This window comes from Streptomyces sp. NPDC058619 (genome assembly GCF_042717785.1).
GTDB lineage: Bacteria > Actinomycetota > Actinomycetes > Streptomycetales > Streptomycetaceae > Streptomyces.
Genome location: NZ_JBHXQN010000012.1, coordinates 102366 through 114788, shown reverse-complemented (window position 1 = coordinate 114788; position 12423 = coordinate 102366). Strand labels below are relative to the sequence as shown.

At 72.9% G+C, this 12423-nt stretch carries 12 protein-coding genes; 10 read left to right on the top strand and 2 right to left on the bottom strand.

Features of this window, described 5'->3' with window-relative positions; translation table 11 throughout:
- Positions 1 to 77: 77 nt before the first annotated feature.
- Positions 78 to 1265, bottom strand: a complete 1188-nt coding sequence (locus tag ACFWTC_RS14805; protein ID WP_383916401.1) for a pyridoxal phosphate-dependent aminotransferase — start codon at positions 1263 to 1265, stop codon at positions 78 to 80.
- A 282-nt stretch (positions 1266 to 1547) separates the two neighbouring features.
- Here ACFWTC_RS14805 and ACFWTC_RS14800 point away from each other — a divergent pair, with 282 nt between their 5' ends.
- The 7 genes from ACFWTC_RS14800 (at position 1548) to fbaA (ending at position 8037) form a co-directional block, all read left to right on the top strand.
- On the top strand, positions 1548 to 1775 hold the full coding sequence (locus tag ACFWTC_RS14800) for a hypothetical protein (RefSeq protein WP_383916404.1): 228 nt from the start codon (positions 1548 to 1550) through the stop codon (positions 1773 to 1775).
- Positions 1776 to 1989: 214 nt separating this feature from the next.
- Entirely contained in the window at positions 1990 to 2547 is a 558-nt protein-coding gene (locus ACFWTC_RS14795; RefSeq protein WP_383916407.1) for a DUF2617 family protein, read from the top strand.
- Between the two features lie 213 nt (positions 2548 to 2760).
- Positions 2761 to 4404: a polyamine aminopropyltransferase gene (locus ACFWTC_RS14790; RefSeq protein WP_383916410.1), complete on the top strand. Its 1644-nt coding sequence runs from the start codon at positions 2761 to 2763 to the stop codon at positions 4402 to 4404.
- A gap of 33 nt (positions 4405 to 4437) precedes the next feature.
- On the top strand, positions 4438 to 5280 hold the full coding sequence (locus ACFWTC_RS14785; protein ID WP_383916413.1) for an SRPBCC family protein: 843 nt from the start codon (positions 4438 to 4440) through the stop codon (positions 5278 to 5280).
- A 27-nt stretch (positions 5281 to 5307) separates the two neighbouring features.
- Positions 5308 to 6093, top strand: coding sequence for an aldose 1-epimerase (locus tag ACFWTC_RS14780; RefSeq protein ID WP_383916416.1), 786 nt, complete (start codon positions 5308 to 5310; stop codon positions 6091 to 6093).
- Positions 6094 to 6123: 30 nt separating this feature from the next.
- Positions 6124 to 6663, top strand: a complete 540-nt coding sequence (pyrE, locus tag ACFWTC_RS14775; RefSeq protein ID WP_267721098.1) for an orotate phosphoribosyltransferase — start codon at positions 6124 to 6126, stop codon at positions 6661 to 6663.
- A gap of 351 nt (positions 6664 to 7014) precedes the next feature.
- Complete coding sequence (gene fbaA, locus ACFWTC_RS14770) at positions 7015 to 8037, top strand: class II fructose-bisphosphate aldolase (protein ID WP_383916419.1); 1023 nt, start codon at positions 7015 to 7017, stop codon at positions 8035 to 8037.
- Between the two features lie 194 nt (positions 8038 to 8231).
- On the opposite strand, the gene ACFWTC_RS14765 is transcribed toward fbaA, so the two are convergent.
- Entirely contained in the window at positions 8232 to 9227 is a 996-nt protein-coding gene (locus ACFWTC_RS14765) for a ScbA/BarX family gamma-butyrolactone biosynthesis protein (protein ID WP_383916421.1), read from the bottom strand.
- Positions 9228 to 9604: 377 nt separating this feature from the next.
- Between ACFWTC_RS14765 and ACFWTC_RS14760 the strand changes: the two genes are divergently transcribed.
- From ACFWTC_RS14760 to ACFWTC_RS14750, 3 genes are all read left to right on the top strand, one after another.
- Complete coding sequence (locus ACFWTC_RS14760; protein ID WP_383916424.1) at positions 9605 to 10333, top strand: HAD family hydrolase; 729 nt, start codon at positions 9605 to 9607, stop codon at positions 10331 to 10333.
- 163 nt (positions 10334 to 10496) lie between these two features.
- Positions 10497 to 11303 carry an SDR family NAD(P)-dependent oxidoreductase gene (locus ACFWTC_RS14755; protein WP_383916427.1) on the top strand — a complete coding sequence of 269 codons (807 nt, stop codon included), beginning with the start codon at positions 10497 to 10499 and terminating at the stop codon, positions 11301 to 11303.
- A gap of 143 nt (positions 11304 to 11446) precedes the next feature.
- On the top strand, positions 11447 to 12211 hold the full coding sequence (locus ACFWTC_RS14750) for a ScbR family autoregulator-binding transcription factor (RefSeq protein ID WP_383916430.1): 765 nt from the start codon (positions 11447 to 11449) through the stop codon (positions 12209 to 12211).
- Positions 12212 to 12423: the final 212 nt, after the last annotated feature.

Genomic DNA, 12423 nt, shown 5'->3' with positions numbered 1-12423 from the left:
GGCCGGATTCCCACTGACCGTCGCCGTTCTTGCCGGCGAGGACGCGTGCTTCGGGCGAGGCCGAAGGCGGCGTGAGTTCAGGATGTGAGGCGTCGAAGGCGGCTTACGGCCTCGGCGAGGACGTCGTCCCTCTTGCAGAAGGTGAAGCGGACCTGGCTGCGGCCGGCGTCGGGGTCGTCGTAGAAGACGGAGTTGGGGATGGCGACGACCCCGCAGCGTTCGGGGAGGGCGCGGCAGAAGGCCAGGCCGTCCTTCTCGCCGAGCGGGGTGATGTCGGTGGTGATGAAGTACGTGCCCTGCGGACGGAAGACCTCGAACCCCGCGGCGGTCAGGCCGTCGGCGAGGATGTCCCGCTTGGCGGCCAGGCCGGCGCGGAACCCGTCGTAGTAGGTGTCCGGCAGGGCGAGGGCCTCGGCGATGGCGTACTGGAAGGGGCCCGACGCGACGTACGTGAGGTACTGCTTCGCCGAGCGGACCGCCGCGACCAGCTCCGGCGCGGCCGTGACCCAGCCGACCTTCCAGCCGGTGAACGAGAACGTCTTGCCGGCCGAGGAGATGGAGACGGTGCGCCCGCGCATGCCGGGCAGGCCGGCCAGCGGGACGTGGGCCCCTTCGAAGACCAGGTGCTCGTACACCTCGTCGGTGACGACCAGGAGGTCGCGCTCGACGGCCAGTTCGGCGACCGCCGTCAGTTCGGCGGGGGTGAGCACCGTGCCCGTCGGATTGTGCGGGGTGTTGAGCAGGATCAGGCGGGTGCGCGGGGTCACGGCCGCGCGCAGCTCGTCCAGGTCGAGTGTGAAGGCTCCCGCGTGGGGGCGCAGGGTGACGGGGACGCGCACCGCGCCGGCCATGGCGATGCAGGCGGCGTACGAGTCGTAGAACGGTTCCAGGGCGATGACCTCGTCGCCCGGTTCGAGGAGGGCCAGGAGGGTGGCGGCGATGGCTTCGGTGGCGCCCGCGGTGACCAGGACCTCGCTGTCGGGGTCGTAGTCGAGACCGTAGAAGCGCTGTTGGTGGGCGGCGACCGCGGTGCGCAGCTCGGGGACGCCGGGGCCGGGCGGGTACTGGTTGCCGAGGCCGGTGAGGACCGCGCGGGAGGCCGCCTCGGCGATCTGCGCGGGGCCGTCGGTGTCGGGGAAGCCCTGGCCGAGGTTGATCGACCCGGTGCGGGCGGCGAGCGCCGACATCTCCGCGAAGATCGTGGTCCCGAAGGCCGCCAGGCGGCGGTTCAGGAAGGGGCGGTTGCTGCTCACGGGTGCGGTCATGGGCGCCATCCTGCGGGCAACCTCTGGACTTGCTCAAGTGCGCTTTGGGCCGCGGGGCCGATGGGAATCCCCCTGTCACGCGGGACGCGGGGATCCCGTTCCCCCGGGAAGACCGGGGCGTGAGAGAGGGGCGGGCGCCATGTTCGTCTTCGGAATCATCTTTCTTGCCATCGTCGTCGCCGTCGCCGTGACCCTGGCGATCTGGGCCGTCAAGCGCGCCGTTACGTCCGGCATCGGAGGGGGCGCCGGCAGCAGCAGTGGCGGCAGCCACAGCAGCAGCTGGTGGGCGGGCGGGAGCGGCTCGTCACACTCGTGTTCGAGCGGATCGTCCTCGTGCGGGTCCTCGTCGTCCTGCGGAGGATCGTCGTCCTCCTGCGGCGGCGGGGGCTGCGGTTCCAGCTGAGACGGCGCGGCGGACGCCGCGCGGACGTGGGCGCGCGGGGGGTCGGGATCCCCTCGGGCGCCCTTCCGTTCGCCCTGCACGGCGACGCGCGGGACGCAACTCGTTGAACACGTGAACTGTGGAGCCCCCGGGGGGATGTAAACCCCTTCAAGTTGGGTAAAACCGCTGTGAGTGCCGTGCCTTTCATGATTCCCTCGGTTGAGTAGACCAGTCCTCGGACCTCCCTGGACTTCCTGTGGACCCGTGCCGGTGTCCCCCCACCCGTTGACTACCGCTGGCGGGCCCCGGCCCATCTCCCTCGCGCGTTTGCGGAGCCGACTCATGCTCACGACCCTCCAGACCTCATACACCGACACGCGTGCCGCCGACCTTGCCTGGGCTCTGGGCCGGGACCGGCTGCCCGCCCTGGCCGTACTGAATCTCCAACTGGATGGCGCAAAAGTTGAGTTGCGCCTGCTGGGGGCCTCCCACCAGGTGCTTCTGGAGGAGGGAGAGGTGCTCTGTTCGGAGACGGTCGCCTGCATGCCGGGCAGCAGCACGCCGCTGCCGCTCGGCGTGGCCAAACGGGTGGGCGACTGGGAGTACGAGTTCGCCGCGCGCGTCGAGACCCTGTCCCGGGGTTCCTTCGCGGGGCGGGCGCAGGAGCTGCTCGCGCTGGTCGCCGACCACCCGAACGGGCTAGCGGGCACCTTCCCGGGCAGTCCGCACGCCTTCACGGCCCTGCTCGCGCAGCGCCACGAGGGGCAGGTGCGGTGGCGGACCTGGCACGCGTACCCCCAGGAGGGCCAACTGGTGGCCACCCGGACCCGGGTCGGCGTACGGATGGGCGCGGAGGCGGCTGCGGCCGCGGCCGCGCTGGAGAGCCCGGTCCTGCGGTAGCGCCGCGGCCCGGCCGCGGCCCGGAGCGTCCGCCGCGGTCGCTGTGGTCCGGCGCGTCCGGCGCGGTCGCTGTGGTCCGGCGCGTCCGGCGCGGTCCGGCGCTCGCGGGGCGCGGATGGTGCGGCGCGGTTACGCCAACTGGCCCAATCGGTACGTCACTTGCACCCATGTGGGTGACAGGGTGTGGGTGAGCCGTAACGTACGGTTCGCTTCATGATCGACCGTTCCGTCCCGCGCCGGGTGCTCCCGGCCCCGGAGCCGCGGGGCGCGGCGACCGTCCAGGCCGCCCTGCCCGTGGGGCCCCGGACCGGCCGACTCCTCGTCCTGGCCACCGTGTTCGTCTGCGCCGCCTGCGGGCTCGTGTACGAACTGGAGCTGCTCGCCCTCGGGACCTACCTCATCGGCGACTCCGTCACCCAGGCGTCGGTCGTCCTGTCCGTCATGGTCTTCGCGATGGGCGTCGGCTCCCTGCTCGCCAAGCGGTTCCGCCACCGGCCGGCGTTCGGCTTCGGGGCCATCGAGGCCGCGCTCGCCCTCCTCGGCGGGCTCTCGGCCATGGCGCTGTACGCGAGCTTCGCCTGGCTGGGCGAGTCCCGGCCCGCCCTCGTCGCCTTCTCCTTCGCCATCGGGGTGCTCATCGGCGCGGAGATCCCGCTGCTGATGGTCCTGATCCAGCGCATCCGCAGACAGGACGCGGGCGGCGCCGTCGCCGACCTCTTCGCCGCCGACTACGTCGGGGCCCTGGTCGGCGGCCTCGCCTTCCCGTTCCTGCTGCTGCCGCTGTTCGGCCAGCTCACCGGCGCCCTGCTCACCGGCACCGTGAACGTGGTCGCGGGCGGCGGGCTCGTGCTGTGGCTGTTCCGCCGCGACCTGAGCCGACGCTCCCGCTTGATCCTGATCGTCGGGAACGCGGCCGTCCTGGCCGTCCTCGGCTGCGCGACCGTCCTCGCCGACGACTTCGAGCGGGTCGCCCGGCGGGCCGTGTACGGCGCGGAGGTCCGCGTCGCCGTCCGGACCGGGGTGCAGGAACTCGTGCTGACCGGGCCGCCGACCGGCTCGCCGCGCTCCCTCGACCTGTACCTCGACGGGCGGCTGCGGATCAGCGGGTACGACGAGTACCGCTACCACGAGGCGCTCGTCCACCCCGCGATGACCGGCCCCCACGGCCGGGTCCTGGTGCTCGGCGGCGGCGACGGGCTGGCCGCCCGCGAGGTGCTGCGCTACCGCGACGTCGACTCCGTCACCGTCGTCGAGCTCGACCCCGGCGTGGTCAGCCTCGCCCGCACCGATCCGATGCTCTCCGCGCTCAACGCCGGGGTGTACGGGGACCCGCGCCTCGGCGTCGTGAACCAGGACGCCTTCGGCTGGCTGCGGCAGCCGGCCGCCCGGGACCGGTTCGACGTCATCGTCTCCGACCTCCCCGATCCGGGCATCACGCCCAGCACGAAGCTGTACTCGCAGGAGTTCTACGGGCTGGCCGCGCGGGCCCTGCGCCCCGGCGGGCGCCTCGCCGTGCACGCCGGGCCGATGGCCGCGCGGCCGCGCTCGTACTGGACCGTCGAGTCCACCCTGCGCGCGGCCGGCCTGCGGACCGCCCCCTACAGCGCGGGCGGGCGCCTCTCCGGCTTCGCCGCCGGACCCGACCGCACCCCGCGGATCCTGGGCGCCGCACCTCCGCAGGACTGGGGCTTCGTCCTCGCCGCCCGCGAGCAGGTGCCCGCGCTGCGCGTCGACCGCGACACGCCGGGGCTGCGCTCGCTGTCGACGCGCTCCCTCCAGGACGCCGCGCGCGACACGGAGCGGACCCGGGTGCCCGGACTGCCGCCGTCGACGCTGCCGCACCCGCGGTATTCGTGACCCGGCGCGGGTCTCCTCGGTAGGCTCGGCCGCATGGAGCATCAGGTGTTCGTTCCGGTACCGCCCGACGACCTCCGCGCCGTACTGCGCGACCCCGCCCGGGTCGCCCGGTGCGTACCGGGACTCCAGCAGGACGCCGACGCCGCGTCGGGGCCGCTCTCGGGCCGCCTCAAGATCCGGGTCGGCGGGCACACCGTGACCTACCGCGGCGCCCTGGTCGTCACCGAGCGGACCCCCGGCCGCTTCACCGCCGACGGCGAGGGCGCCGAGGTCCGGGGCCACGGCACGGTCACGTTCGGGGTGGAGCTGCGGCTGGCCCCGGGGGACGGCGGGACCCGGCTGGAGTTCAGCGTCGGGGGCACCGCCGACGGGCGCGCGGCCGCGTTCACCCCCGAGGCCACCGCCACCGCCGTACGGCGGCTGCTGGACCGGACCGCCGAGCAGCTGGCCGCCGTCGCGGCGGAGCCGGCCGACGGGGCCGGGCCGGGACGGGCAGCCGACGACGCCGATCCCGTCGCCGAGGGCGAGGCCGGCGAGGACGCCGCAGCCGGCGCCGGTGAGGAGATCACCGAGGTCACGGCGTCCGTGTTCGAGACCGAGGTGCCGACGCCGTCCCCGGACCCCTTCCTGGCCGGCAAGCCGGACGAGCTGGACGGGGCCCCGCGGCCCCCTGCCGAGGCCGCCCACGCCCGCCGGACCATGATCGGCCGCAGCGCCGAGGAGGTGGACCACGCGCCGCCGCGGGGCCGCTACGCCCCCGTTCCCGCGCCCACCGCCAACACGGCCGGTGAGAGCCTGCGCTGGCTCGCCCCGGCCGCCGCCCTCGCCGTGGCGTCGGCGGTCGTGCTCGGCCGGGCGCTGCGCCGCCGACGCTGACGACCGGCCCGCACTAGGGTCGGCGGCATGAGTACGCAACTGAGCGCCGGTGGCGCCGAGGTGACCGTCGACCAGGAGAACGGCTGCCGGATCAGCAGCCTGCGCATCGACGGGACGGAACTGCTGCGCCAGGGCCCGCACTACGGCGCCTTCCCGATGGTCCCGTGGTGCGGGCGGACCGAGAACGGCCGCTTCCAGGACGGGGCGACCGTCCACCAGCTCCCGGTCAACCACCCCCCGCACGCCATCCACGGCTTCGGCCGCGACGCGGCCTGGAGCCGGGCCCGCTCCGGTCCCGCGGACGCCGTGTTCACGTACGACCTCACCGACCCGTGGCCCTACCCCGGCCGCGTCACCCAGATCGTCGAGCTGTCCGAGAGCGCGATGACCCTCACCCTGGGCGTCGAGACGTACGGGGACTCCTTCCCGGCGCAGGCCGGCTGGCACCCCTGGTTCCACCGCAACCTCGGCACCGGCAAGGACGTGCACGTCGACTTCACCGCCGGATGGCAGGAGGAGCGGGGCGAGGACCACCTCCCCACCGGCAACCGCATCGACCCGCTGCCCGGACCGTGGGACGACTGCTTCGGGATGCCGGACGGGGTCGACGTCACCCTCACCTGGCCCGGGGCGCTGGAGCTGAGGGTCACCAGCCGCGCCGAGTGGGTGGTCGTCTACGACGAGGAGCCCGAGGCCGTGTGCGTGGAGCCGCAGTCCGGTCCGCCGAACGGGCTGAACAGCCTGCCCCGCCTGGTCACCCCCGTGGACCCGCTGGAAATCTCCACCACGTGGGCCTGGCGGCGGCTCGGCTAGAGCCGAACGGGGCCGTCTAAGCTCAGGGCCATGACTGACGTACACGATGCGCTTCTGCAGCAGATCAAGGACAAGGCCGTCGTGCACGGCAAGGTGACCCTCTCCTCCGGCCGCGAGGCCGACTACTACATCGACCTCCGCCGGATCACCCTCGACGGCGAGGCGGCCCCCATGGTCGGTCAGGTCATGCTCGACCTGACCGCCGAGCTCGACTTCGACTGCGTCGGCGGCCTGACCCTGGGCGCCGACCCGGTCGCGACCTCGATGCTGCACGCCTCCGCCGCGCGCGGCGGGCGCCTGGACGCCTTCGTCGTCCGCAAGGCGCAGAAGGCGCACGGCATGCAGCGCCGCATCGAGGGCACCGACGTGAAGGGCAAGCGCTGCCTGGTCGTCGAGGACACCTCGACGACCGGCGGGTCCCCGCTGACCGCCGTCGAGGCGGTCCGCGAGGCCGGCGGCGAGGTCGTCGCCGTCGCCACCATCGTCGACCGCGGAGCGGCCGACGCCATCGCGGCCGCGGGCCTGCCGTACCTCACCGGCTACCGCCTCGGGGACCTCGGCCTGTCGTAGGGGGTGCCGGGCCGCCCGGGACGCGCGCCGGGTGCCGGGACCGCTCCGGGCCGGTCCCGGCGGCTCCGGCCGGGCCGCCCGGACTGCTCCGGACCGGAGCGTTCCGGCCTGCGGGACCGTGGTCACAACTGGTGACGAAGGTCCCCGGAAGTCCCTGAGCCGGCTGTGACCTGGCCATTTGTGAGCTGCCGGGATGTTTCACGTGAAACGTCCCGGCACGTTCTGCCCACCCGGTGAGACCGGCGGGGTGGAGTGTCGCGCGGAGTCTGGAAAGATAGGCGCGACGATGACGTCGCCCCCAGGTCAGGGCCCGCAATAAGCACACTCCCCGCACATCCAAGGAGCGGACAGATGCCCATCGCAACCCCCGAGGTCTACAACGAGATGCTCGACCGGGCGAAGGCAGGCAAGTTCGCCTACCCGGCCATCAACGTGACCTCCTCCCAGACCCTGCACGCTGCGCTGCGCGGCTTCGCGGAGGCCGAGAGCGACGGCATCATCCAGATCTCCACCGGTGGTGCGGAGTTCCTGGGTGGCCAGTACAACAAGGACATGGTCACGGGCGCCGTCGCCCTGGCCGAGTTCGCGCACATCGTGGCCGCGAAGTACGACATCACCGTCGCGCTGCACACGGACCACTGCCCCAAGGACAAGCTGGACGGCTACGTACGTCCGCTCATCGAGGTCTCCGCCGAGCGCGTGGCCCGCGGTCTGAACCCGCTCTTCCAGTCGCACATGTGGGACGGCTCCGCCGAGACCCTGGCCGACAACCTGGCCATCGGCCAGGAGCTGCTGGCCAAGGCCGCCGCCGCGAAGATCATCCTCGAGGTCGAGATCACCCCGACCGGCGGCGAGGAGGACGGCGTCAGCCACGAGATCAACGACGAGCTGTACACCACCGTCGACGACGCGCTGCGCACCGCCGAGGCCCTGGGTCTGGGCGAGAAGGGCCGCTACCTGCTGGCCGCCTCCTTCGGCAACGTGCACGGCGTCTACAAGCCTGGCAACGTCGTCCTGCGTCCCGAGCTCCTGAAGGACCTCCAGGCCGGTGTCGGCGAGAAGTACGGCAAGTCCTCGCCGTTCGACTTCGTCTTCCACGGCGGTTCGGGCTCCACGGCCGAGGAGATCGCCACGGCGCTGGAGAACGGCGTCGTGAAGATGAACCTCGACACCGACACCCAGTACGCCTTCACCCGCCCGGTCGTGGACCACATGTTCCGCAACTACGACGCGGTGCTGAAGGTCGACGGCGAGGTCGGCACGAAGTCCAAGTACGACCCCCGCACCTGGGGCAAGGCCGCCGAGGCGGGCATGGCCGTGCGCGTCACCGAGGCGTGCGCGAACCTGCGCTCCACGGGTACCCGGCTGAAGTAGCGGTACCGCTCCACCGGGCAGGACACACCAAGGGTCTGCCGGTCCCCCCGGACCGGCAGACCCTTGGGTCGTTGACGGGGCGCGGCCGCCCGGCGTGTCCGTCGCGCCGGCCGGTCCGCCCCGCCCGCTCGTTCGTCCCGCCGGTTCCTGCGCCCCGTGGGCGCGGCGGTTCCGCGCGGGGGCGGCAGGTCCCGTCAGCGCGCCGGCGGTACGGCGTCGACCGGCTCGGTGCCCACGAAGGCCTCGAAGACCTGCTCGCCGTCCTGGACGCCCGTCACCCGGACCGACCGGGTTCCCGCGTCGCCCAGTTCGGTCGGGGCGGGCTCCGCGTGGATCCACAGGGGGCTGCCGAACTCGGCGTAGCGCTGGTAGCCGCTCATGACGGAGACGGGCAGCACGTCGCCCCCGCCGCCGAGGGCCACCGCGGCCTGCCGGGCGGCCTCCAGGAGGACCATGCCGGGCAGGTGGTCGCCGGTGTGGTCGAAGAGCACCGGGTGGCGGGTGTCGTAACGCAGCTGCCAGACCCCCGGACGGGGGGCGTCGGCGAGCACCACGTCGAACGGGGAGAGCCGGCCGACGGCGGCGGGCGGGAGCGGGGCCGGCGGCAGCGAGGCCACGGGCTCCTTGGCCAACTGCTCGGCGCGCAGCCGCCGGTAGACGGCGGGGGAGGTGACGGTGTAGCCGACCCGGCCGGTGGCGACCACGCGGCCGTGCTGACGGACCACCACCTCGTAGCAGAGCGCGGTGAGCCGGCTGCCGCGGCGGCGTATCTCGGGGCAGGTGACCGTCAGGTCGAGGTCGGCGGGGGCGCTGCCGATCACGAGGTTCTCGGGCACGGTGGAGTACTCCAGCGACCAGAGCAGGAACTGGTGCCCGAGGGGTACGCCGAAGGCCTCGTGGGCGAGGTACGAACCGACCTGCCGGATGGTCTCCGCGATCAGCATCGGGTCGTAGTGCGTGCCCCCGATGGGGGTGAAGAAGCAGTGCCCGCGCGGCCATTGGGCGGTGATGTGGAAGAGGTTCTCCGCGGGGCGGCACATACCGGTGAGGAAGACCTCGGCGAAGGCCGCACGGTGGACGAGCGCCCTCGGAACCGTGGTCGCCCGCCCGTCGTCCGACCTGGCCGGGCAGATACAGCTCGCGGTCGAGGCCGAGGTGATGAAGTCCATCGGTTCCAGAGTCGTGATCATGAAGCCCCTCGTCATCATGGCCGGATACAACAAACTTCTACTGCCAGCAAAGTACGTACTTCAGGGTTTGATTACCTCTCAGATGATTACCTGAGGAACACCCGCCCGTCCGTACAGAGTGACGCAGGCCATAGCCCGATCCGGTGCTCGGGTGGCTGAATTGTGAAGATTACCCAGCTCAGGCCCGGTTTCTGATGTGGTCTACGCCATAGGGTCGGAAGAGTTCCGGGCCGTACGGCGGAACCGGCATCCGGTATCTTTCTCAACGCGCGGCAGCCCGCGTACTGGTAGGTATTTTTCGGGGGGCCCGCCAGGTGCGCGGGCCCCAACTGCCCGAAAACAGCCGGTGCCGGCCTCCCCCGCACGATCGGAGCGCCATGCAGCCCCTGCGGCACCTGCGGCTCGCCGCCCTGAACATCGACGGCGTCCTCCTCAGCGACACCTTCAGCCCGGTCATCCACGGCTTCGTCACCCGGCGCGGCGGGACCTACGACGGTGAAGTGGAACGCGGGATCTTCTCCCAGCCCCGCGCGGTCGCGGCGCTGGCCATGGGCCGCGCGGCCGGGGTGGACTGGGCGCCGGAGAAGGTGCTGGAGGTCTACTTCGAGGAGCGGGCCGCCCACGTGGCCCGGCATCCGGTGCACGTGCTGCCCGGCGCCGAGGAACTGCTGCACCGGCTGCGGTGCCTGGGGCTCCGCACCGTTTGCTACGGAGGCCTCGACAAGGAGCACTTCGACCGGTACCTCGGCCACCTCGCGCACCTCTTCGACGGCCCCGGGTACGTCAGCACGGACTCCTTCCGCCCGGGGGTGCACGAGATCGCCGTCGACGTGTTCGGCCTCGACCACGGGCAGACGCTGTTCGTGGACGACGTGGCACGGGTAGCCGAGGCGGCGCTGGGCCTCGGGGCGTCGTTCATCGGGCACCCGAGCCCCTTCGAACACGGTTTCCAGGGGCGGCAGATGCGTGAGGCGGGCGTGCGCCACCTGGTCGGTTCGCTCGGCGAGATCGACGAGCGGCTGCTGCGGGCGGTGGACGCGGAGGCCGCGGGCGCGGCGGGCGTGGCGGGCAGGGCGGATGTCGTGGGCGCCGCCCGTCCGGCCTGAGCCGGGTGGCACGCGGTGCGCGACGCACCGGAACGCGGCGCGGGACGGCAGGCGCGGACGGGAAGCGCGAAGGGGAAGCGCGGACGGCAGACGCGGACGGCAAGCGCGGACGGGAAGCGCGGGAACAGGGCACGGGCGCAGGGCACGGGCCGAGGACGTACGGATGAAGGGAAGCGGCATGCAGGGGCTGGGGCAGGAACACGGGCAGCGGCAGGGGCTGCTGGAGGGGAAGGTCGCGCTGATCACCGGGGCGAGCAGCGGCATCGGCGCCGCCGCCGCCCGGGTCTTCGCGCGGGAGGGCGCGAGCGTCGTGCTCGTCGCCCGGCGCGAGGAACTGCTCCGGGACCTCGTCGCGGAGCTGACGGAGCAGGGCGCGCGGGCGCGCTACGCGGTGGCGGACGTGACCGTGCGCGCCGACGCCGAGGCCGCCGTGGCCCTGGCGGTCGAGTCCTTCGGCCGGCTCGACTGCGCGTTCAACAACGCCGGTTGGGGCGCCGGGCGGACGCCGCTGCACGAGATGGACGACGAGCTGTACCAGCGGATCATGCGGGTCAACGTGGACGGGGTGTGGAACTTCCTGCGCCCGGAGATCGCCGCGATGCTGGAGACCGGCGGCGGGGCGATCGTCAACAACAGCAGCGTCGGGGGCCTGCTGGCCACCCCGGTGGCGGCGCCGTACGTCGCGGCCAAGCACGCGGTCATCGGCCTCACCAAGGCGGCCGCGGCCGAGTACGCGGCCCGGGGCATCCGGGTCAACGCGGTGGCGCCGGGCACCACGCGGACCGAGGTGGTCGAGGAGTGGTTCGCGGCGGTGCCGGGGATCGAGGCCCAGCTGCACGCCGGCACGCCCCAGCCGCGGACGGCGGAGCCCGCCGAGATCGCCGAGGCGGCCGCCTGGTTGTGCAGCGGCAGGGCGTCGTTCGTCACAGGAGTCACGATGCCTGTGGACGGCGGCTTCGTGATGGTGTGAAACTGCACGGACAGGAACGTACCCGGGGGCATGTAAAGATACCGGGTGCCGGGGATGGCGGGTGAGGACGGTTCACCCGCCGGCTGCCGGGGGAACTCTGAGCGCAGCGGCATGACCGACGGGGGCAGGAGAGGGCTCGGCACATGAGGACAGAACGACCCCAGGTCAAGCAGGACCGCGCGGTGCGTACCCGACAGGCGATCCTCGAGGCGGCCGCGGTGGTGTTCGAGGAGCGCGGGTACGAGGCGGCGAAGCTCTCCGACATCGTCAACATCGCCCGGGTGACCAAGGGCGCGCTCTACTTCCACTTCGACTCCAAGGAGCACCTCGCGCAGGCGGTGATCGACGCCCAGGTGGCGTCCGCCCCGAACGCGGCGCCCCAGGAGTACAAGGTGCAGGAGTTCGTCGACATCGGCATGATCTTCTCGCACCGGCTGCGGCACGACTCGCTGATGCGGGCCAGCGCGCGGCTCACCCTCGACCAGACCACGCTGAGCCTGGACCGGGCGTCGCCGTACGCGGCGTGGATCGAGCTGCACGTGTCCCTGATGACCGAGGCCAAGGCCCGGGGCGAGCTGATGCCGACGGTCGATCCGGTCGTGCCGTCGCAGCTGATCGTCGGGTCCTACGCGGGCCTCAACATGATGTCGCAGATGCTGGACCTGGACCTGGACGAGCAGGTGTCGGCGCTCTACACGCACGTGATGCCCAACGTCGTGGTGCCGTCGCTGGCGATCCGGCTGGACACGGCGCCGGGCCGGGGGGCGCGGGCGCTCTACGGCCCGCAGGGCACGCACCCCTGTACGTACGGATGCGCCTCGGGAGTTCCCGTCCTCGCGACGGGGGGAGGGGAACCCGGCCCGCGGGTGATCGCGGAGGTCGGTGCCGGAGCCGTCGCCGGAGCCTGACGGACCGGTGGCGCCGGCCGGCCCGGCCGGGCGCGCCCGCGCCTGAGGGCCGGGCGGAGGCCCCGGACGAGGGGACCCCGCGCGAGGGGGTGTCCCGTCCGGGGCTTCCGCATGTCCGGCGGTATGTCCGGGCCGCCGGTCCGGGCCACCGGTCCGGGCGGGGTCGGTCCGGGGGCGGCCCAGGGGGGCGGTTCGGGGTGGCTTCGGCGCGG